The organism is Rouxiella aceris (genome assembly GCF_012933545.1).
Classification (GTDB): Bacteria; Pseudomonadota; Gammaproteobacteria; order Enterobacterales; family Enterobacteriaceae; genus Rouxiella; species Rouxiella aceris.
In genome coordinates this window covers 503,704-526,019 of the sequence record NZ_JAADJU010000001.1, presented here as the reverse complement: position 1 = coordinate 526,019, position 22,316 = coordinate 503,704, and the positions used below count along the sequence as shown (strand labels likewise).

The window sequence follows — 22,316 nt, the reverse complement described above, 5'->3', positions numbered from 1 at the left end:
CGCCGTTATTCGCCGCGGTCGATCACAATCGGCGGGCTGTTGTCGGCAATCTGGGCGTTTAACTGGCTGGCTGAACCCGGCATGGTGGTGGTCGGCGGCAGCGGCCAGCGCATGACTTGTCCCGGCAGAACATAGCCAAGGAAGCCCGGCGTCACGGTTTTCACTGCCTGCTTTACTTCACCTTTGGCCGACCAGAACAGGTTGCTGAGACGCGCGTGGACTTTGCCGTTATTACGCACTTGCAGATAGGGTTTGCCCGCGACATTTTGCAGGCTCCAGGTCAGGTGTGGTTGGCTGGCGGTGGCGCTGTCGCGTTTTATATCACTGCGTTCATTGGTCCAGATGCCTTCGCCATCGACAAACAGTGGCAACAGATAACGCATTTGCAGTTGTAAACCCACGGTGGCTTTATTTTCTGCCGGGGACGGCGTCTGCGGTGACGGCACTTCGTCAATAATAATGCGATAGGCCTGCTCGCTGCCCGCCGCTACCGGGGCATTGCGGATCAGGCGGATCAACTGGCGCTGCCCGGGGGCGACGGTGGCAAAAGGCGGGCTAATCGCTACGTCATTTTGGTCGGCATAGATCTCGTTAAAGTCATGCTGTTTCCAGGCAAACACCCGCACCTGCAATGAGACCGGGGCCGCGCCGCGATTTTCCAGCCACAGTGCCGATCCGTTTTGATCGGCTTCGATCACTTGATACACCGGCCAGACCAGTACCGAGCTGGCGGCAGAAACCGTAAACACTGCACCACCGGCGGCAACCAGTGCCAACCCGCACAGCAGGCAGCGTAAACCACTAAAAATCATAATCCCTTCCTGATAATCAATAAGTTAAAGTGACTGTTACTGTATCGCTATAAATCCCTGCGCCAGGGAGGGTGCCGACGGCAAATAAGCGGCCATAGACGTTGTAAGTCTGGGTTGTTGCCGGAAAGGCGGCGACAGACATCGCCAGCGCCCCGCTACCCCAGACTTTGCTGTGGGCACTATCCTGATAAAGCTGATAGGCCAGGGTGGCGGTGCCGGCACTGTTGGCCAGATAGCGCTGTGTGCTGTTACCACCGTGCAGGCCATAATCCATGGCGATACTGACGGCGGTGCCGGGGGTACAGGTCACCACCACCGAACCTGCGCCACTACTGCTGGCAATATCAATATTGCCGGGGATTGACGACAGTGAACCAAAATTCAGGGTACCCAGATTGCTGACCGGGCTGGCTGGCGTGCTGCCAAAGGCACAACCGCCGGTAATGGTCGCCGAGACGGTAAAGCTTAGGGCAGGGGTAGTCGCTGCCAGTGCCGGTTGAGTCAATGTCAGCAACGAGGATATGATCAGCCGCCAGCGGCGACCGAGCCTCAGCCTACCGCCGGTGTGCCTACCAGATAACGGTAACATTGACGGTATCGCTGTAGACCCCGGACGCCGGCGTGGTCTGCGCCGGAACGCGGCCAAAAACCGTATGCCACTGATCGGTCCCGTTGCCTATTTCGCTGACGCCGCTGGTGTTATTCCAGATAGTGCCTCCTGGTCGGTCGCTATAGAGGTTGTAGAGCAGGGTCAGGCTGGCATTGCTGGTATTGACCATTTTGCGATTAGTGACGTCGCCGCTGTTGCCGCCATCGAGCAAGATTTTATAACTCAGGCCATTGACGCATTTCACTCTGATTGACCCGGCCAGTTGGGCGCTGGTGGCATTGATCACATTGCTTAAGCTGGCATAGTTACCAAAATTCAGGGTACCGAAAGCGGTGCCGGTCGATGTGCTGCTACCGGCTTCACAGGCCGGTAGCAGCGTGGCCTGAACGGATAAAGTGGCGGCAAACAGCGGTGCGGCAAGCTGCGGAGCGAGTGTCAATAGCAGCAGCAAGCCCTGTCCGTTAATACGCATACCTTATCCCTATGACCGACGGATCCTGGCTTCTTGCTCTTGGCAATTACCAGGCAAGGGTGGCGAGAACGATATCGCTATAGGTACCCGCCGCCGGGGTAGTTGATGTCTGATCGGCGGGCAGAACGCGGGCATAAATCGGAAAGTTTTGTGCGCCGATAGCCAGCGCTACCGGGGTATTGACGGCAATTTCGCTGGTGCGCGCGGTATCGGAATAGAGGCGATACGGAATGGTGGTGGCTCCGCCAGCGCTCATGGCTCTCAGACCGGCGGTACTGTTGCTGCCTGCGCCAAGGGACAAGGTGGGGGTCAGGCCGGTGTTACAGGTGACAGTCACCGCCGAGGTACCATTTGCCCCCAGCAGCGTACCGTTAATCACACTGGTTAAATCGGCATAATTACCAAAATTGATGTTACCCCATTGGTTTGTTCCACCGGTATTGGTGCCGTTACCGACGGTACAACCGGTGCTGATGGTCAGTTGTACACCAATCTGGCCGGTCAGCGTCCCGGCGGCCAGGGCAGTGGGGGATAAGGAAAAAGTTGCTGCGCTTAACAGCGCGGAAATAGCGATGTGTTTGGTACCCATGATGACTCCCAATAACGACTAACACTGATGTGCCTGCAAGTGGAAATCCGTGGTGGTGAAGAGAAAAAAATAAATATAATTCATTGTATTATCGATGCTTTCTTTTTTGTGGATAAAAGTCATCGTCCCCCCGCGCTGCGATGGCAGCGGTTTTAGCCCTGACCGGCCACCGGGCGGTTATCCTGTCGCGACTGCGTTAAAGCTAAAATGCCGGGGCCGTTTATCTTGGCAGGCCATTTACTGGCGATTTCATTAGCTAGCCTCATCAGATAGCGAGTCAGGTATAAATATAATTTAAGAAATTTAACTTAAGGGGATATTTCAGCATTTATTGACAATATAAATTAATATATCGATATGTTAAATTTTTTAAATTAAAATGTTTTATATTTTAGTTTATTTGGTTTTTTATTTTGATGGTAACTACGTCTCAGTCGAGATGCTTAAGTATTTATGCCGTTATGTCGTAAAGCAAAGTGCAGGGATTTATTGATTTCAGAAATATTTTCCCCTAACCATTAACCTGATGTTATTAGTTAGGGGGCATATAGTTCATGCATAAAAGGAGGGGGGCTTTTTTATTGGTCCGCTTCGCACAGCGGCTTTTTACTGCGGGCAAGACGGTTCTGACTTCGGCCACCCAGGGCCGCAAACACGATCACTGCCGATAGCAGCGTCAGGGCAGCCAGCCACAACAGGAGATGTTGCAAGGCGTGGGCGTAAATGGGGACCAACTGTGTTGCGCTGGCATCGGGCAGCAGTCGCAGCGTTTGCTGGAGATCGCCGGTCGCCAGACGCTGTACCGCCTGATTGGCGTAAGGGGCGGTGCCAGCCAGATGGCCGCTTTGCAGACCATGGGCGACCAAACCGGCCAGCGCAGCTGCAACTATGGCTAAAGCAATGCCTTCCCCGGCGACTCTGGTGGTGCTAAAGATGCCGGTGGCCATTCCGGCCCGCTCTTTCGGCACCACGGTGATCGACAAGCCGTCCATCAATCCCCAGGGCAAGCCGACGCCAATACCAATCACCGCCATAGGCAGCAGCGTTGCCGGCATATGTTGACCGGCGATGGCCTGACTTAGTCCAACCAGGCCGACGGCGGCGATCACCAGGCCGAGCGTGCAGATTATCCCTGCGGAGATCCAACGGGTCAGCAGGGCCGCCAGTAGCGGGACAATCAGCATCGGCAGTGACAGCGCCATCATCATTAATCCTGCCTGTTGTTCAGACATGCCGGCAATGCCAATAAATTGCATCGGCAGCAAAACCAGTAGCACCACAAAACTGAATGCAGTGGCCAACGGCAAGGCCTGTACGCCGATAAAGCGCGCATAGCGGAACAGCGACAAATCCAGCATCGGCTGACGCACGCGCCGCTCAACGGCAACAAAAAACGCCAGCAGCAGCAAGGTTGCCGCCAGCAGGCCCATGACTTCGCCGCTGAACAGGCCTTTTTCCGGAATGGCCATCAGCCCGCTGGTCAGCAGCACCAGCATGGCGGTAAACAGCACCGTCCCTGGCCAGTCAATACCGGCAGCGTGTGGATTTCGCGATTCATGCAGCCGTGATATCGCGAGTGTGAGAGCCAGTACGGCGATCACCATCGACGAGAGAAAGACCGAACGCCAGCCAAAATGGGCAATCAGCAGGCCGGCCAGCAGGGGGCCAAAGGCCAGCCCGACGCCAAAACTGCTGCCGAGCAGGCTAAATGCCTGGGTTTGGGCGCGCCCTTCAAACTCCTGCGCCAGTGCCGCTGACCCTCCTGCCAACGCGGCGGCGGCAGCAATACCCTGGGCGGCGCGCAGCAGATCTATCCACAGCAGACTGGAGCTAAAGCCAATCAGTCCCGACAGCAAAGCAAACAGTGCTACGCCGCCAATAAACACCTTCTTGCGTCCAACTTCATCCGCCAGCGCGCCAGCGGCCATTAAAAAGCAGCCAAAGCCGAGCATAAAGGCGTTGGTGATCCAGCTTAGCGCCTGCGCACTGCCGCCCAGTTCACGGCTGATAACGGGCGTGGCTATTGAACCGCTGACAAAACTCAATGGCAAAATAACGCCGGCCAGGCAGATAGCCACTAACTGCGGCATCTTGTTGGCGGAGATAACGGGGGAGGGAGTGGGGTGCATAACGTAGCTCCAGTTCAGCGATCGGTCTTTACGGATATTGTTGGTGACGTTGATGATAAAATGTCTTTAATTTTGCAGAAATGGGCTGGATGTCCGATGATTAAGGACAAAAAGGCTCTAATGAGGAAGCATGGATAATATCAACGGTCTAATGGCCTTTGTCCGCGCCGCGCAGTGCCAGAGTTTTACCGCCGCCGGTGAGCGCATGGGGGTCTCCGCCTCGGCGGTGGGCAAAAGCGTTGCCCGTCTGGAAGCCCGGCTAAAGGTCAGGCTGTTTAACCGCAGTACCCGGCACATCAGTCTGACCGATGAAGGCCAGCTGTTTTTTCAACGCTGTCAGCAGATTGTGACGCAGATCGAAGAGGCGGAGCACGAGCTATCGCGGCTGTCATCCCTGCCGCGCGGCAAGCTGCGGGTCAGTCTGCCCGCCATCGGTTATCGTATGCTGCTGCCGCATTTATCGGAGTTTATGCAGCGCTATCCCGAAATAGAGCTGGAACTCGACTTTAGCGACCGTATGGTGGATTTGATCGCCGAAGGCATGGATGTGGCGATCCGCAGCGGTGAACTCACCGATTCTGAGATGATGTCGCGCCAACTGGGGCCTTTTCGCTTTGTGATAGTCGGCAGTGCGGACTATTTTGCGCGTTATGCCGCGCCGCAATGCCCCGAAGATTTGTCGCGGCATTTATGCCTGCGTTACCGTTTTCCTAAAAGCGGGCAGTTGCAAAGCTGGGATTTTATCAACCCGCTTCAGGTGGCGCTGAACAGCCCGGTTTCGTTTAACAACCTTGAAGGATTATTGCAGGCGTCACTGCGCGGTATTGGTCTGTGCTATGTCCCGCAGTTTATTGTCAGCGAATATCTGGCTTCGGGCGCGCTGCTGCCGGTGCTTGCCGACTATCTTGGTGAAGCGGGGAAATTTTCAGTGGTGTGGCCCAGTAGTCGTCATCTGTTGCCAAAAATTCGCGTATTTATCGATTTTCTCAGCGAAAAAAAGGTGATCGCCGAGTAGTGATAACGGGACCCCGTTGATGCCCCGGGGTCCGCAGCACATCAGTCATACAAGTCGGGAACTATCATGGTTTCCGGCAACAGTGTACGTTTGTAGTCATCGCTGAAGTTACGCGGTGGCAGGGTAATGGTGGGGGTTTCCATCTCCTGGTAGGCCACCTGTTGCAGCAGATGATTAATACAGTTGAGACGGGCTTTTTTCTTATCTACCCCCTGCACGATCCACCAGGGTGCTTCGGCAATGTGGGTACGTTTGAGCATCACCTCTTTGGCAGCGGTATAGTCTTCCCAACGGCGACGGCTTTCCAGATCCATCGGGCTGAGTTTCCACTGTTTTAGCGGGTCATGAATGCGGCTTAAAAAACGCAGTTCCTGCTCTTCGTCAGTGATGGAGAACCAGTATTTAATGATCTGAATGCCGCTACGGGTGAGCATTTTTTCAAATTCCGGCACGCTGCGAAAGAACTCTTCATATTCGGCATCGCTGCAAAAGCCCATCACCTTTTCCACCCCGGCGCGGTTGTACCAGCTACGATCAAATAGCACCATCTCACCGGCGGCGGGTAAGTGGGCAATATAGCGCTGGAAATACCACTGGGTGCGCTCGCGATCGTTGGGGGCCGGGAGCGCGGCTACGCGACAGGTACGTGGATTGAGGCGCTGAGTGATGCGTTTGATCACCCCGCCTTTGCCTGCAGCATCGCGTCCTTCAAAGATAATCACGATGCGATGACCGCTGCGCATCACCCAATCCTGCAATTTCACCAGCTCACCCTGCAGCCTTAACAGCTCGCGAAAATACTGTTTACGCCAGGTTTTATGATGGTCGGCGGCATTCTCCCCTTCACCAAGGCGCTGGTCGTCAAATTCCATCTCCAGCTCTTCATCGTAGCTGTCGTAGAACTCTTGTAACAGGCGTTGGTTAAAGGTGAACTCATCGCCAGAACCATTTTCGTGCATAGCCATAGACGCTTCCCTTATTGGGGTCTTAATTGGGAACAAAAGGAGAAACCAGGCACTGAAAGGCGATGGATCCCCATAAAATTATTGGTTGCAAATATGTCATTTTTATGACGAAAGAGTGACATTTAAGTTTCTGTTTATTATCAGTAATTCGATTTTTATCGACGTCTGAACATTGATTTTATTCTGCTGAATGAAGGAATAACGTGATGGCCCTGTCAATACTGACAACCCGTGGGCTTTGGTGGTTTACTGCCTGATTTGGTTAACGTTTATCCAGTGGCGCTACGGCCGGGCAAAGAGCTCGCAAATGATGTCACGCAGTCGTTTATGAGCGGTGAAGTTGTTATATTTCGGGTGCCAGGCCTGGATAAGCGTCATGGTGGGCAGTTGCAGCGAGGATTCTATCGCCTTGATATCCAGATTGAGCCGTTTGATCACCTGTGAAAATGAGTCCGGAACAATGGCCAGTGCGTTATTTAACATCACTTCTTCGATCAGCGAAAAGTAGTTCAGTCCCACGGCAGATATTCGGCGTTCTAGCCCCTGGCGGATAAAAAACGCATCAATATCTTTATTGAGGGTATCGTTGATAGTAACAAAACGATATGCGGCCAGTTCGTCAAGAGAGGTCTGCGCTGACAGTTGCTGATTACTACGCCGCGTGATGATCACTGACTGTTCATGGCACAGGGTTCTGACCATGGTCTCGGGGGGAAACTCGCGTATTTCACCCAGGTATAAATCTGCGCTATTTTTGCGCAGAAAGTCTGCGTCGTGTTCCTGGCGGGTAAACTCAACCACCAACTCGCTATCCTGGTTGATCGCTGACCAGTGATGATTGATTTTAGATCTAAGCACATCGTTGGCGGCAATCACGAACTTGTGCGGCGAGGCAAGCTGGCAATGGGGAGTGACTTTAAAAATAACTTCAATAATATCGATAGCATGGCGAATTTGCGGCTTAAGTTGCAGTGCGCGAGGCGTCAGTATCAGATTATTACCTGAACGCACCAGCAATTTGTCATTAAATAGTTCACGAATACGATTTAATGATTTGCTTATTGCCGGCGGCGAGACATTTAATGCTAATGCCGCTTTGCTGACACTGCAATTTTCCAGCAGCGCGTCGAGAACGACGAGAAGATTTAGGTCAAATCTTTGCATATGACTTTCCAGGTTTAATTTAATCAATAGTTTTGGTCTGTTTTAACAATGTAATTCTGTTGAGTGCATTGTTATTTGTTATGCTTTGTATTTTATGATTTTCATTTTTTATTGGTTTTATTATGTGGTGGATTGACTTAGCGTTAATAGCGTATTAACCAATGTTTATTTGTGTTACCTGATTGCGGAGGGTAAATTATTTTTCGGTGCAAAGCAATGGGTCGGTTTTTTTACTTTTAGTGGGCCAGATGCATAGTTGATATTTTATAGGGAGAAACTTATGGATGAGGTGGTTTTTGATAAAAACGACGGGGTGGAATATGACCCTTTGTATAACGAAATCCTCTTTATGCTAGCCGAGAATGATGATGCCAGCGACCCTTTGAATATTATTTCGCAATCTTTGCCAATAAGCTGGAACTTTATTCAGGAAAAGGCCACTTATCTGTTAACCGCCTGCATCGACTTACGGGTTGCCATGTGGCTAATGCGCAGCGAACTGCATACTTTGGGTATCGCCGCGTTATATAAAACAATTAAATTGATTGATGATGCCTTAGTGAAAAATCCTGATGACGTTTACCCACATATTCATGATGAACCTGCTGGTAGCGGCCATGCCGCGGCACTGGGCTGGCTATCGACTCCGCAATGTCTGTCGGAAATCAAGGCAGCCAGGTTGCTGGCCAATAGCGAGTTAACCCTGGAACATATTGTTTTATTTGGTGCAGAACGCAAAGACGGACAACCCTCGTTTCCTGAAATGATCATGATGCTCGAAAAATCCTGCCAGTATTATCTTTCTCAGTCGCTGCCGCCACTTGCAGAACAATTGCAGTATTGTGTCGACGGATTAGAGCGAATTGAAAATTATGCCAATAAAAAAGCCAATCTCGGCGATGGCTACCGTCTGGATTGTCGCCATATTATTGTCTTTCTCGGCCAGGTGTTAAAAAAAATCGGTGCATTAAATTATCAACGGGCTACCCCCGAAGATAAGGCCAGTGACGAGGAACTGTCTGTGATGCCAATAACGGTGACCAGTAAGACATCCCTCTCGTCTGCCGGCAATATTACCTGCCGACAAGATGCCATATTAATGCTTAACAGCGTTATTGAATATTTTAACCGTCATGAGCCAGGACATCCGGCACCTATTTTTATCAAAAGAACACAAAAAATGATCGGTATGGACTTTGAGAGTATTGTGCAGGAATTAATCCCCGAGGCACTGGATACACTTCAGCAATATATTGGTAAATAATGGAATATTCCCAATGCCGGTTCAGCACACCAGGAACCATAGCGGTATTGTCGGAACGTCAGGAGCAAGTGATGGCTAAAGAGAGTTCACAAAAATTTATTGGTAAAAATAATGCCCCGCGGGTGCAAATTGAGTATGACGTTGAAATTTATGGCAGTCAAAAAAAGGTCGAGCTGCCTTTTGTGACTGGCGTGATGGCTGATTTATCTGGCGATCGCAAAAAACCTTTACCCGCGATAGAAGAGCGTAAATATCTTACCTTTGATCAGGACAATTTTAACGCCCGCATGCGGGCCATCGACCCTCATTTACAGCTGCAGGTCAACAATACCTTAAGCGAAAATAAAGACCAACTGCTTGCGGTTTCGCTGGATTTTCACCGCATGGAAGATTTTGAACCGGGTGCCATTGCGAAAAACGTGCCTGAACTCGCCCGGTTGCTGGCCGCCAGAACGCATTTATCAGAGCTGATCACCTATATGGACGGTAAGGCGAGTGCCGAAGAGGTGGTTAAACAACTGCTGGAGGACCCCGAGTTTCTCCAGGGGCTAAGCAACAGCAAAAAAACCGCGCTGCCTGCCAGAAGGAAAACACAATGACCAAGCAGGGGCTGATGCCAAAAAAAGCGCAGACGGTAAAGCATTCAGCCGTCGAGTTGGCTGACAACGAACTGGATACTTTGTTAAAGCGTTCCTTTCGCCCTCGCACCGACGAGGCGGGAGACGCAGTTCGTCAAGCGGTGACCACGCTTGTGGATTATGTTGGCAGCAAGCAGATTACGGTAAACCGCGATGTCGTACTGACGGTAGAGTCGTTGATTGCCGAAATCGACGAAAAAATTTCTACCCAGGTTAATGAAATTTTGCATCATGCGGCATTCCAAAAGCTGGAATCCGCCTGGCGTGGCTTGTCTTACCTGGTGGCTAACACCAGCGTCAGCGAAAATTTGAAAATTCGCGTGTTGAATATCAATCAACTGGAATTGACGCGCACCCTGCGTCGCTATCGGGGGGCGGCGTGGGATCAAAGTCCAATCTTCAAACAGGTTTATGAGCAGGAGTACGGGCAGTTTGGCGGCGAACCTTTTGGCTGTCTGATCGGTGATTTTGAGTTTGATCACAGCCCGCAAAGCGTATCGCTATTGACGGAAATGGCGAGGATAGCGGCAGCGGCGCACTGCCCGTTTATCTCTGCGGCAGCACCGGCACTGATGCAAATGGAAAAGTGGGCAGAGCTGGCCAACCCGCGTGATATCGGCAAAATTTTTACCACGCCGGAATATGCCTCCTGGCGTCGTTTGCGCGAGAGTAATGATTCGCGCTATCTGGTTTTAACCCTACCGAGATTTCTGGCGCGACTGCCTTATGGCGTCAAAACCAACCTGGTGGAGGATTTCTCCTTCGAGGAGCAGGTGCGGGCAGACCATGCCGAGGACTTTGCCTGGGCTAATGCCGCCTATGCCATGGGCGTGAATATCAATCGTGCATTTTATGAATATGGCTGGTGTTCGCGTATCCGCGGTATTGAATCGGGGGGCGCGGTAGAAGAGTTGCCGACCTATGCTTTTCCTTCTGATGAGGGAGGCTATGAGTTGACCTGCCCGACGGAGATCGCCATTTCCGATCGTCGTGAGCATGAACTGTCCGAAGCGGGGTTTTTACCCTTGGTCTATCGAAAAAACACCGATTTTGCGGCCTTTATCGGCTCTTGTACCTTAAATAAACCCACGCTGTATGAAGATGCCGATGCCACCGCTAATGCCAAACTGTCGTCGCGCTTGCCTTATATTTTTGCCACCTGTCGTTTCGCGCATTATTTGAAATGTATTGTGCGCGACAAGGTCGGTTCATTTAGCTCGCGCGATGAAATGCAATCCTGGCTTAATAAATGGCTAATGAACTATGTCGACGGCGATCCGGCGATTTCCAGTGAGGCCACCAAGGCCAAACGCCCGCTGTCCGCCGCCGAAGTCCATGTTGAGGAAGTGGAAGATGATCCCGGCTACTATCGCGCCAATTTTTTCCTGCGCCCTCATTATCAGCTGGAAGGCATGACCGTTTCTCTGCGCCTGGTTTCAAAATTGCCGTCGGCAAAGAAAGATAAATAACCTTTATTTAGCGGGTAACAAGTAAAACCCATTGTTTTGTAATCAGTAGTAAACAACAGGATCTACCTTATATACATTCAAAGGAGTTGAAAATGGCAGCAATAAGTAAAAGTGGTGGTGATGTCGATTATTTCCTGGAAATTAACCAGGCACCAGGAGAATCAAAAGATCTGCAATACCCTAATACTATCCATGTCTCTTCCTGGAAATGGGGTGAGCGCAATAGCGGCGATTTTGGCATTAATGGCGCCGGAGGCTCGGGTAAAGTGAGCGTTGACGATCTGGAAGTGCGTTTCCTGGCCAGCGCCGCCACCGCGCCGCTGATTAGTCTCTGTACCACAGGAAAGCATTTTCCCACCGCCAGGCTAATCTGTCGTAAAAACGGTGCCAGCGAACCGCTGACCTTCCTGACCATTGAGCTTAGCAAATGTCTGATCTCTTCTTACCGTATTGGCGGCAATACCTCCATGTCCCATAGCAATGGCAATGAAGTCAGTGGCCTTGAGGAAGTACAGTCGCGGCCGGTGGAAGTGGTGACCATCAATTTCCAGGAGTTTCATATCGAATACACGCCGCAAAATGGCGACGGTGGCCTGGCCGGTGGACCGAAAGTCTTTAAATATAATCGCGCCACCAATAGCGTTGGCTGATGGCTGTTTTGCCCCTCTGCGGGAGGGGCGATTAATCTGTCTATAAGGGGGGAAGGATGAAAGCCTCTATTCCGGCTCTTTACGATAAATTGGCGATATCTTCAGATGGCGCTCAATCCTTTAGCTGGCAAAAAAGCTTAATCAGAGATATTGCCGCCTTACTCAATGATGCCTCACGCAGCGCATCATTAAATTTAGCTCATCGTCCTTATTGTGCAGGTGCGGTTATCAACTATGGTCTGCCTTCATTGAGTCGACAATTGCCTATTAGCGTCGAACTAAAAGTGCTTGCCGCCCATATACAAAATATTATTACTACGTTTGAACCGAGGATCGATCCCAAAAGTATTATCGTTATTCCGATTGTCGATGCCGAACAACCTGCCGTGCTGGCATTGCTGTTTGATATTCATGGCCGCTGCCAGTTAAGCCATGAAGACCATATGATCAATATACGCATTGCCCTCGATTATTCATGCGGCACGGTACAGGTTATTTAATCATTACCTATGGCTAACGTTTTTATATGAAAAGTGAACGCTTTCTAAATATCTATAACAATGAGCTGGCGCATCTGCGTGAATCAGGTCGTGCTTTCGCAGAAGAGCATCCGCAGATTGCCCAACATTTAGGTATGCATGGCGAGGGGGGACAGGATCCTTTTGTTGAACGTTTGCTGGAAGGAACGGCCTTTCTGAGTGCGCGTGTCCAGCAGCGCATTGAAAACGAATACCCGGAATTTGCGCTGCAAATGTTATCGCGGCTGGCACCTTTCTGGCATACGCCGGTGCCGTCCATGGCCACGATTGCCGTCACTCCCGACTTGACCTCGCCTCGCTGGCAGAATCCGGTCTCTATCGCCAAAGGCAGTAAAGTGGTGCTGGCGGACCCCTCTTTAAAAAACAGATCCGTCGTAATGGTTACTGGCAGAGAGGTGAAGGTACTGCCGCTGATCCTGGCATCAGCTGAATGCGTCAGTGCCCCCTCGGCCAGTTTGCCGGAAAAGGTGCGTCATCAGCTCAGCGCCGGATCGGCATTTATTCGCCTGGGTTTTAGCACGCAGGGGGTGATGCCGTTAGCCAGCCTCGATTGCGAGCTGCTGCATTTGACGCTGGCGGGGGATCATGTTCGAGCCAACCAGTTACTGACCTTGTTATTACACCATTGCCAGCGAGTGGTGCTGTGGAGCCAGCAGCATCCCTTTGCGCAGGTTACCGTGTTGGAGGCCAGGGAGTGCCTTCGTCTGAGTGGGGTCAATGAGCGTGAGGCGCTGTTGCCGGTGGCGATTGCCGAGCTGCCTGGCAGTCGATTGTTACGCGAGTATTTTGTTGCGCCGGAGCGTTTTTATGGCGTCGATGTGCAGCATATCGGCCGCTTTTTGGCTGATTGTAACCAGGCGGGTGATTTTGAGATGATCTTCTCCCTCGATACCGTACCTTTGACTTTATTACAGCGTTTGACTGTGCATGACTTTCGACTTTTTGCCACGCCGGTAATTAATTTATACGCTAAACGCTGCGATCCTGTGGCCCTTGACCCTGATGCCAGTGAGCAACAGATTATTGTCGATCGCCTTAACCCGACGCGTTACGAAATTCATCATCTAACCCGGGTGCAAGGTATCCGAGAAAATGGCGAGGACGTTTCCTTCACCTCTCTTCCCGAGATGGCGGCATTTGATCGCGCCGCCGCCGAGACTGCCTATTCATTACAGCGCAAAGCGGTGCGTGGCGGTAAAAAAGGCAAGCAGTCTGCCCTCGGCGAGCATGAGGTATTTATTACCCTGGCAGAACGGGGCAATGACCTTGCCGGCTCGCCGCTACAGACGTTGTCTACCAATGCCATGGTGATTGACCGTGATTTCTCGCCCCAGGATCTCTCCCGGCCTGTGCTGAAATTTGAGCACTCTTTTCCTGTGACCGGCATTGAGTTGCTACGTCAGCCCACGCGGCCACGTCCGCTTCCGGATATGGAACAATCATGGCAGGCGATCCAGGCGCTATCGATTAACCCGCTGAATTCAAATAAAGATAACACCGGCGACTGTTCTTCATTATTGAGAAACTGGTTGAGTCTGTTTGCCCAACATAGCGATGCCAGCCAAAGAAAGCGCGTGGCCAGTATTACGGCGGCGACTATGCGCCAGTGTTTTGAAGCCCGGCAGGAAGCGGGGCCAATTTGCTGGACCCGAGGCACTGTGGCAGAAATTAATATAGATCCGCGTCACCACGCCGACCAGGGGAGTTTTCTGTTTAGCAAGATCCTGCATTACGCGCTGTCGGAATATTGCCAGCTTAACCAGACGTTACGCTTCAAGCTCACGATGGATAATGAGTTTTTTGCGGAATGGGGGCCAATAGATCATGGCTGACGCTGGCCGCTATCGATATTCACCCCTGACTGACGGCGCGCGGCAACGGATGGCGGTTATTGCGGGGTTATCGCCGGATGTTGCTTTTTTTGAGCTGTTGCGCCGTATTGAAAGATCGCCCAGCCAGGGCATCAGACTGCGTGATATCAGCCATGGCAGCTATGGCAACTTGCATATTGTGCAGCCTGCCGATATGTCCTTTGCCCCAGGGGAAGTCCAGGCCGTCGAGCAAAAAATCCATGCGATCAGCGGACAGCAGCAAGTGATTATTGTCTGTCGGCATTTTGGTCTGTTTGCGCCCTATGGCCCGTTGCCGATCCATATGACCGAGCATGCCCGCCATCAACGATTGCTGAAAAGAAACACCGCCTTTGAACATTTTATCAGTCTGTTAACGCAACGTCTGGCGGTGTTGCATTATCGCGCCTGGTCGAACCTGCATGTGGCCCTGGGATACGAGAACCCGGTCGGTAATGCTTTTATGGGGCGATTGCAAAAGATTAACGGTTTTGCCGACCTTGACTCAAGGTTCAGCGATTATCAACGGGTGAGAAACAGCGTACCGGCCGCCTTTTTGCCCGGACGAGGCAATCTGAAAAATTTGCAGCAGATTTTAGTCAGCTATTTTTCTATCCCGCTGACCATTATTCCGCGCTACCCCTCCTGGATCGAGGATCCTGATAATAGACATCTTCAGGTATTAGGGCGTATGGGAGCCACGCGTCTGGGAAAACGATTTTTTGATTGCCAACATACGGTAAAACTTCGTATTGGACCGCTGGCTTATCCCGACTATCTCGATTTCCAGGCAGGGGGGCGGCGTCTGGGGGCGTTACTGGCTATCTGTCGCGATTTTGTGAGTCATCAGTTGTTATTTAATGTCGAGCTATTAATGACCACCACGCCTGATCTATCTGCGAAATTGGGCCGCTGGCATTTGGGAAAGAGCGGATGGTTAAAAACGAATTTCTCGATCTATTCGCAGCCAATAGCGCTGACCCAAAATTAAGAATATGGAGATTCTTACATGTATCAACGTGAAAAACTGTTTTCCAGGCTGGGTGATTTTGCCTATCAGAGTGTCGTCAAGGCGACGCGTCTGTGTGGCACTTTCCGGCATGAATATGTTGAACTCGAGCATTTGCTGAAAACCCTGGTCGATCGGTCGCAAGGGGATGTGCCCTTACTTTGTGTCCATTACGACATAAACCTTCCGCGCCTTAATGACCAACTGGACAAGATCCTAAGCTGCATGCCTTCTCGATCAAGTACAGTGCAGGATCTCTCGGCCCGTCTGGAGCTTGCCATTGAGCGTGGCTTGCTGATGAGCCAGGTTGCCGATGGTGCCAGCATGGTCAGAACCGCGCATATCCTGTTGGGGATACTGCAAGACAGTGAACTGCAGCGCTGGCTCTACCGTTTGAGCAGCGAATTTAAAAAAATCCCCGTCCCGCAGGTGTTTGCCGAGTTTGCCGATATTGTCGGCAACTCACGGGAACAGCAGGAGATCGGCCAGTTGGCGGAGAATGCGGCGACAACCGGTGAGCAACAAGGGCAACAGGTGCTGACTAAGTGGTGCAGCGACCTGACGCAGCAAGCGCGAGAGGGTGAGATTGATCCGGTGATTGGTCGCGATAGCGAGCTGCGCCAACTGGTAGACATTCTGCTGCGACGTCGACAAAACAACCCGATCCTGGTGGGTGAAGCCGGAGTGGGGAAAACCGCCGTCGTCGAAGCCCTGGCCAGTCAACTGGCGCAGGGCAATGTACCGCCTCAGCTCAAGGATGCACGGCTGCTCTCGCTGGATTTGGGGCGCATGCAGGCCGGTGCCAGTATGCGCGGAGAATTTGAATCGCGCTTAAAAGCACTGATTGACGCCATTGCGCAATCGCCGTCGCCGATCATTCTTTTTTGCGATGAGGCGCATACCCTGGTCGGGGCCGGAGGTCAGGCGGGAACCGGTGATGCGGTCAATCTGCTCAAACCGATGCTGGCGCGTGGTAGCTTGCGGATGATCGCTGCAACTACCTGGTCTGAGTACAAGCAGTTTATTGAACCCGATGCCGCCTTGACCCGTCGTTTTCAGCGTGTGCTGGTGGACGAACCGGCAGAGGAAAAGGCTATCGATATGCTGCGGGGGATTGCTCCGCATTTTGCCCGGCATCACGGGGTGATTATCCGCGATGCCGCCATCCGTGCCGCCGTGCGCCTGTCGCTACGCAATCTGCCTACCCGCCAGTTACCCGATAAAGCCATCAGCCTGCTGGATACCGCCTGTGCGCGGGTGTCACTAAGTCAGCATATTCCCGCGCAGCGTCTGGCGCTGGCGGGCAGCGCCATTGAGGTAAAGCAGCGCGAGATTACCGCGCTTAAAGCGGAGATCACATTAGGCGCGGCGGAGTCTGAGCGTCTGGTTATGCTGGAGCAGGCTGTCGAACAACAACAGCAGCATTTGCAGTGTCTGGTCGAGCGCAATGCCTGCGAGCAGCGGCTGGTGGCGCAATTTAAGCAAGCCGAGAGCCAGGAAAGTATGCCGCTACAACCGGTATTGGCCGAACTGGCGGCTATTGAGGATCCTTTAGTGCATGCCTGGGTGGATGAGCAGGTTATCGCCGATGTGCTCTCCGACTGGACCGGTATCCCCAGCGGACGGATGATCGAAGACGATCTTGATAATGCCCTCAATCTCGAGTCGCTATTGGGTACACGAGTATTTGGTCAATCGCAGGCGATCCGAGAAATAGCGCAGGCGGTGCGTATGGCGCACGCCGGTATTCAGCCACCAGAAAAACCGCTGGGGGTCTTTTTGCTGGCAGGCCCCACCGGCACCGGTAAAACCGAAACGGCCACCGCGCTGGCGGAGGCGATTTATTCCGGCGCGCATAATCTTATTACCTTTAATATGAGTGAGTTTCAGGAAGCGCATACGGTATCGACGTTGAAGGGCGCGCCTCCTGGTTATGTCGGTTACGGTAAAGGCGGCAAACTGACCGAGGCCGTGCGGCGTAAACCCTATTCGGTGATCTTGCTCGATGAGTTTGATAAGGCTCATGGCGATGTGCATGACATCTTCTATCAGGTGTTTGACAAAGGCTGGATGGAGGACGGCGAAGGGCGGATCGTCAGCTTCCGCCAATGTTTTATTCTTGTCACCTGTAATCAGGGGGGCGCCGAAATTGAAGCAGCACTGGCACAACAGCCAGAGATGCCTTTTTCGACCCTGCGACCCGTTGTCTATCAGGCCTTATTGCAAAAGTTTTCCCCGGCCTTGTTGGCCAGAATGCACATTATTCCCTACTTGCCGCTAAATAAAGATGCGCTGATTAATATCGCCGAGAAGCATCTGCTGCAGTTAAAAACGCGTTTAAAACATGAGATCAATAGCGACTTGGTTTTTGACGGCGGCAGCACGCAGTGGCTGGCCAGTAAAGTACAGTCACATCCCAATAGTGGTCGCGCCATTGAAGATCTATTAAGACAGACGATTTTGCCGGTAATAGGCAATGAACTATTACAGCGTAAAAAGAGTGAAACCCCAAGCGAATGCATCAGCCTGCAGGTTGAGAACAGTGAGCTTTGCGTAACTTTTTAATAAATCGGTCGTGTCAGATTCAATGTTATTGATTGAATATTAATAGGTTTTGAGGTGGCTATGTTAGATATTAAAATCAGCAACGCAAGTTTAGAGGCGAGATGTGCTTACGCCTACGAATTTAAAACCCAGGAATCACTGTCAGAAGTGCCGCAATACGATCTCTATTTTGAGACGCCATGCCCTATCACTCATCTTGATGAACTATTAGGGCAAAAGATCGCGGTGCAGATTAACTGGGCCCCCAATCCTTGTGACCCAAGCGCGCCGGTTTTCCCACAGGCTGAATGCAAAACGCGCAATTATTATGAGCTTTATATCGTTGGCTGTGCTGATGAGGGATTTCGCCATAACAACAGCGTTTATAAACTGGAACTGAGCTCCTGGCTGTGGTTTCTGCAAAAAAACAGAAACAGCCGCATATTCCAGGAGGTCAATGCGCTGGCGATTATTGAAAAAGTCTTTGCCGCTTATGGCTGTGCCGCCTTCAGATTTGAGGTTTCACAACTGCCGCCGCTGCGTGAGTATTGCGTGCAGTTTGCCGAGACAGATCTCTGTTTTATACATCGCTTACTGGAAGACGAAGGTATCTGGTATTACTTCCTGCATGAAAATTGTCAGCAAACGCTGGTGATCAGCGATCGGCAAAATTTCCGGGTTGATCCCCATCATTACCTTATTCCTTATCTTAGCGATGGCGACCTCCCGGTTTTATCTCGCGGCGGGGTGCAGCAAATTTCGCGCTCAATAAAAATACGCCCCAATGAGATTGTGTTGCGCGATTTTGACTATTTGCACCCCCGTAATGATTTGCAGAGCCAGGTTGAAGAGACGGACAAAGGTCTGCCTGGCGTGCCGCTGGCGTGGTACGACTATGCGGCAGGCTATAAGGATACCGCCAGAGGGGAGTCCATTGCGCGTCTGCGTCTGGAAATGATGCAAAGCCAGGCGCAATTGATTGAGGTGCAGACCGATAATTTTAGTCTTAGACCGGGTTTCGCCTTTACCTTATACGGCCATATTAATGACGATCTAAACCGTGATTTTAAAGTGGTGGCCTCCTGGTTCCATTTCCGCAGAGCCACCTCCGACAGTTCCACTGCGGCAAGCTGTCATGATGAAATTATTCATGGCCAACTGAGGGTGGTTAATCAGGATATTGCCTTTCGCCCGCAGGTGAGAACCCCTAAACCGGCGGTGCCGGGTCTGCAAAGTGCCACCGTGGTGGGCGCACCGCTTGCCGAAGTGCATACCGATTGCCACGCCCGTATCCGGGTGCATTTTCACTGGGACCGTTTCAATAGTGACCAAGAGCACTGTTCTTGCTGGGTACGGGTTGCTCAGGCCTGGGCCGGCAAAGGATGGGGCGTGGTGGCAATGCCGCGGGTCGGGCAGGAAGTCCTGATCACTTATGTCGATGGTAACCTTGATCGGCCCATGGTGACCGGCATTGTTTATAATGGTGATAATCCGCCGCCCTATAATTTACCGCAACAGAGTCATCTTTCCGGGATTGTTTCCCGTTCCCTTAATCATAGTCCGCACACCAAACATAATGAGATCACCCTCGATGATGCCTGTGGTCAGGAACGGGTAAAAATCCATGCCGAGCGGGATTACCACACTACCGTTGAACATAATATGTATTTAATGGTAGCCAATAATCGTTATGACACTGTGGTTAACACTTATCGCTGTGTGTTTAATTATGAAATTACCTCCACCGAAATACATACCGGGCTGACCGGTATCGCCACTGATACTTACGGTATTGCGACCAATATTACCGGCATAAAAAACCTGGCCACCGGGATTGAAACCTCGATTACCGGCGTTAATACCAATTCCACCGGTCTGAAAACCTCGTTTACCGGTGCCGAGGCGGCTTTTACCGGTATCAGAAAGCATTTTACCGCCGCAGATAGCGCCTTTACCGGACTGCGTAATCATCTTACCGGCATGCACAATGGCGCTATCGGGGTGAGCAACGATCTGATTGGCGTAAGTAATGCCTTTACCGGTGTGAGAACTTCTTTTACCGGCGAGGAATCGTTATTTACCCTTAATAGCAACGCGTTAATCGGCAATCAAAATACGGTGATTGCCGCTGCCAGCCAGGTGATTGGCACTAACGCCCAGGTGATTGGCGTCAATAGTACGCAGTCTGGCAGTACGGTAAATACCCACGGTGCGGTGGTGAATAATCTCGGCGTACTGGTGGAGAATATTGGCGCTCATGTGGTGACCACCGGCGGTCGTGTTTCGACGGTAGGCCGATTGATTACCAATGTCGGCTGTGAAATAAAAAACGCCGGTATGGAATGTAAAAACTGATGCGCATTATCAAACCTCAGCAACTTATTCTGCTTAAAGGGGCTTACCAGCTTGGTGAGCAAAGCTATCTCGGTTTGAGCGTGGTGGCCGGTTTTTATTTATCCGATGAACAGCACTTTGCCTGTGAGCCGGAAATCTGGCATGCCTGGCAAAGTGCGCCACTCTCTCTGCCCATACTCGATGCTGCCGAGCCAAAACCCTTTGCCGAATATCTGCTTGCCGGACATGCCGGGATTGGTAAAGCGGTGACCAGCCTGCATGCCAGCGTAAATGTGGCCGGGATTAAGCGCCAGTGGCGTCTGGAAGGTGCGGCGCCTGCCAGCGCGGTACAGGTGGAACCTTTTGTGACTATGGCTCTCGATCACCGGCAGAGTTATGGCGGCGCCCGCTGTGTCGACAATCCGTTGGGGCAAGGATATCAGGACGGGCGGTCGCCTTTGTTGATGGATCTCGGCCAGACGGGCAGTGCGCAGGTCCATGCCCCTTTGGCGGCCCCGACGCCGATCCCTTATGACTTTGCCATCCGTAAACGCTGGCTGGATCAAGTCGCCCCGGAAATGGCTGACGGGCAATATTTGCAAACCACCTTTCCCGGTTATCCAGAGGCTTTGAACCCGGAGTATTTTCAGGCAGCCGCTCCGGCCCAGTGGTACAGCCAGCCGGCATGGCCAGACAAGGTGCCTTTCGAGCTACGCGGCTTTCGCGCCGATAACCAGGTGATCCAGGGGATGTTTCCCCAGGTTGTCGCGCACGCTTTTGGCGTGGATCGACAGCATCCCGGGACACTGCAGCCCATTGCCTTGCAGAAGAAAACGCTATGGCTATTACCTGATGCCGATCTCGGGCTTATGGTGTTTACCGGAGCCCTACCCTTAAGCCACTTGCTTGCCGAGCCGCTGTCAGCATTGATGATTGCCCTCGATGGTTCCCAACAGCCGCGAGACGCCCGGCATTTTAGCGGGGTTTACGCCAAACGGACCGCCCCAGACTGCGCCGATTTTGAGTTTCTCTACGATCCCGACCTTATGCCGCAGGGGATGGGCATGAACGTTATTGATTCGGCGGAGGATCACCCGACTTCCAGCGCTTACCGGCCTGGGGTGAAAAACAATCACCGGCTTTACTATCAGCAGATCAGGCAGTCTATTACAGAGCACCAACAGCGTCGCGATGCCGAAAAGAACGTTGAAAAACCTGCGCCCATCAACTGGCAAGCGCTCACTCAGGGCCGCCAGGAGGGCTTGCCTGCCATCCTGGCGAGCGGCATGGAAAATGAGATCAGCGGCAAGGTGTTTATCAGACAACATATTGAGAAAGAGCATATCCATGGGCGGCATTTCAAACAGTGCCTGTTTACCGACTGTGTGTTTTCCGCCGTGGCATTTGACCATTGTTGCTTTGATTATTGCCAATTTGAAAACTGCCAGTGGCAACAGGTCGAAATCGCGCATTCAACCTTGCGCCACTGCGCGGTCACCGGCGGCTGTGTGCAACAATTTGTCTTTAACAGCAGCTTATTCGAGGCGGTTAAGTGGCATCAAACCCATTTTTCTGCCGGCAATTGTCTGGCGATGGAATGGAAGGATAGCGTGCTGGACCAGGCGCAGATTGTTGATTGTCAGTTTACCCAGAGTCATTTCACCCACACGATATTTAGCGCGGTATCCTTTCATTTATGGCGTTGTTCTGCCACCGCCATCAACGCCTGTACCTTTGATGCCTGCCAACTACAAAAGACCACTTTTGCCCGTTCGGTATTGGAAAAAAGCTCGTTGTTGCAGGGACAGTGGAGCGGCGTGGCATTTACGGATTGTAAACTTGACTGTTTGACCTTGTCAGATCACACCGACTTTAGCGGCATTAAAATTGAACAGTGCCTGTTAAATAAAGTGGGGTTGCGCGGGGCAACACTGAACCAGGCAGAACTTATCTATTGCTCAGTGATGGAGTGCAACTTTGATTATGCCTCGTTGCGTCATGCCAAAATTTATGCCTGCGATATGGCGATGGCCAAATTCAACAATAGCGATCTCAGTCAGGCCAGAGTTGAGAAAAGCAGTTTACAACAAGGGAGTTTTTACCAGGCGACCATTGATGATTGTCAGTTTATACAATGCAATTTAATTTCCTGCCATTTTGCGCGGATTAGCGGAAACAGCAATAGCCGCTTTGTGAGCTGTTTATTGGAGAAGTCAAACTGGTGGCCGCGCAATAAAGTATTTGCAGCAATAATGGAATAGTT

At 51.8% G+C, this 22,316-nt stretch carries 18 protein-coding genes; 11 read left to right on the top strand and 7 right to left on the bottom strand.

Going from position 1 to position 22,316, the window contains the following annotated elements:
- Positions 1 to 5: 5 nt before the first annotated feature.
- The 5 genes from GW590_RS02365 to GW590_RS02345 all read right to left on the bottom strand — a co-directional run bounded on the left by GW590_RS02365 (position 6) and on the right by GW590_RS02345 (position 4,612).
- Positions 6 to 812, bottom strand: coding sequence for a fimbrial biogenesis chaperone (locus GW590_RS02365; RefSeq protein WP_169401401.1), 807 nt, complete (start codon positions 810 to 812; stop codon positions 6 to 8).
- A gap of 16 nt (positions 813 to 828) precedes the next feature.
- Positions 829 to 1,401, bottom strand: coding sequence for a Csu type fimbrial protein (locus GW590_RS02360; protein ID WP_169401400.1), 573 nt, complete (start codon positions 1,399 to 1,401; stop codon positions 829 to 831).
- Positions 1,382 to 1,894, bottom strand: coding sequence for a Csu type fimbrial protein (locus tag GW590_RS02355; RefSeq protein WP_169401399.1), 513 nt, complete (start codon positions 1,892 to 1,894; stop codon positions 1,382 to 1,384). Before GW590_RS02355 ends, GW590_RS02360 begins: the two co-directional genes overlap by 20 nt.
- Positions 1,895 to 1,940: 46 nt before the next feature.
- On the bottom strand, positions 1,941 to 2,483 hold the full coding sequence (locus tag GW590_RS02350) for a Csu type fimbrial protein (RefSeq protein ID WP_169401398.1): 543 nt from the start codon (positions 2,481 to 2,483) through the stop codon (positions 1,941 to 1,943).
- 578 nt (positions 2,484 to 3,061) lie between these two features.
- Entirely contained in the window at positions 3,062 to 4,612 is a 1,551-nt protein-coding gene (locus GW590_RS02345) for an MFS transporter (RefSeq protein WP_211186589.1), read from the bottom strand.
- A 130-nt stretch (positions 4,613 to 4,742) separates the two neighbouring features.
- On the opposite strand from GW590_RS02345, the gene GW590_RS02340 reads away from it, so the two are divergent.
- Positions 4,743 to 5,627 (top strand): LysR family transcriptional regulator, encoded by an 885-nt coding sequence (locus GW590_RS02340; RefSeq protein WP_169401397.1) that lies wholly within the window; start codon positions 4,743 to 4,745, stop codon positions 5,625 to 5,627.
- A 41-nt stretch (positions 5,628 to 5,668) separates the two neighbouring features.
- Here the strand turns inward: GW590_RS02340 and ppk2 are convergent, their stop codons facing one another.
- The gene (ppk2, locus tag GW590_RS02335) at positions 5,669 to 6,592 is read right to left on the bottom strand and encodes a polyphosphate kinase 2 (RefSeq protein WP_169401396.1); all 924 of its coding nucleotides are present in this window, start codon (positions 6,590 to 6,592) and stop codon (positions 5,669 to 5,671) included.
- A 282-nt stretch (positions 6,593 to 6,874) separates the two neighbouring features.
- Positions 6,875 to 7,756: a LysR family transcriptional regulator gene (locus tag GW590_RS02330; RefSeq protein ID WP_169401395.1), complete on the bottom strand. Its 882-nt coding sequence runs from the start codon at positions 7,754 to 7,756 to the stop codon at positions 6,875 to 6,877.
- A 280-nt stretch (positions 7,757 to 8,036) separates the two neighbouring features.
- Here GW590_RS02330 and GW590_RS02325 point away from each other — a divergent pair, with 280 nt between their 5' ends.
- The 10 genes from GW590_RS02325 (at position 8,037) to GW590_RS02280 (ending at position 22,314) form a co-directional block, all read left to right on the top strand.
- A complete protein-coding gene (locus GW590_RS02325) occupies positions 8,037 to 9,020 on the top strand; it encodes a type VI secretion system protein TssA (RefSeq protein ID WP_169401394.1) in 984 nt (327 codons plus the stop codon).
- 71 nt (positions 9,021 to 9,091) lie between these two features.
- Positions 9,092 to 9,619 carry a type VI secretion system contractile sheath small subunit gene (gene tssB / locus GW590_RS02320; protein ID WP_169401393.1) on the top strand — a complete coding sequence of 176 codons (528 nt, stop codon included), beginning with the start codon at positions 9,092 to 9,094 and terminating at the stop codon, positions 9,617 to 9,619.
- Between the two features lie 14 nt (positions 9,620 to 9,633).
- The gene (tssC, locus tag GW590_RS02315; protein ID WP_169401651.1) at positions 9,634 to 11,127 is read left to right on the top strand and encodes a type VI secretion system contractile sheath large subunit; all 1,494 of its coding nucleotides are present in this window, start codon (positions 9,634 to 9,636) and stop codon (positions 11,125 to 11,127) included.
- Between the two features lie 92 nt (positions 11,128 to 11,219).
- Positions 11,220 to 11,777 carry an Hcp family type VI secretion system effector gene (locus GW590_RS02310; RefSeq protein WP_169401392.1) on the top strand — a complete coding sequence of 186 codons (558 nt, stop codon included), beginning with the start codon at positions 11,220 to 11,222 and terminating at the stop codon, positions 11,775 to 11,777.
- Positions 11,778 to 11,833: 56 nt separating this feature from the next.
- Positions 11,834 to 12,277, top strand: coding sequence for a type VI secretion system baseplate subunit TssE (locus GW590_RS02305; RefSeq protein WP_169401391.1), 444 nt, complete (start codon positions 11,834 to 11,836; stop codon positions 12,275 to 12,277).
- A 26-nt stretch (positions 12,278 to 12,303) separates the two neighbouring features.
- Entirely contained in the window at positions 12,304 to 14,148 is a 1,845-nt protein-coding gene (gene tssF, locus GW590_RS02300) for a type VI secretion system baseplate subunit TssF (protein ID WP_169401390.1), read from the top strand.
- Positions 14,141 to 15,157 carry a type VI secretion system baseplate subunit TssG gene (tssG, locus tag GW590_RS02295; RefSeq protein ID WP_169401389.1) on the top strand — a complete coding sequence of 339 codons (1,017 nt, stop codon included), beginning with the start codon at positions 14,141 to 14,143 and terminating at the stop codon, positions 15,155 to 15,157. The genes tssF and tssG overlap by 8 nt, the downstream gene beginning before the upstream one ends.
- A gap of 18 nt (positions 15,158 to 15,175) precedes the next feature.
- Positions 15,176 to 17,740 carry a type VI secretion system ATPase TssH gene (tssH, locus tag GW590_RS02290; protein ID WP_169401388.1) on the top strand — a complete coding sequence of 855 codons (2,565 nt, stop codon included), beginning with the start codon at positions 15,176 to 15,178 and terminating at the stop codon, positions 17,738 to 17,740.
- Positions 17,741 to 17,800: 60 nt separating this feature from the next.
- A complete protein-coding gene (locus tag GW590_RS02285) occupies positions 17,801 to 20,074 on the top strand; it encodes a type VI secretion system Vgr family protein (RefSeq protein ID WP_169401387.1) in 2,274 nt (757 codons plus the stop codon).
- On the top strand, positions 20,074 to 22,314 hold the full coding sequence (locus tag GW590_RS02280; RefSeq protein ID WP_169401386.1) for a DUF2169 family type VI secretion system accessory protein: 2,241 nt from the start codon (positions 20,074 to 20,076) through the stop codon (positions 22,312 to 22,314). Before GW590_RS02285 ends, GW590_RS02280 begins: the two co-directional genes overlap by 1 nt.
- Positions 22,315 to 22,316: the final 2 nt, after the last annotated feature.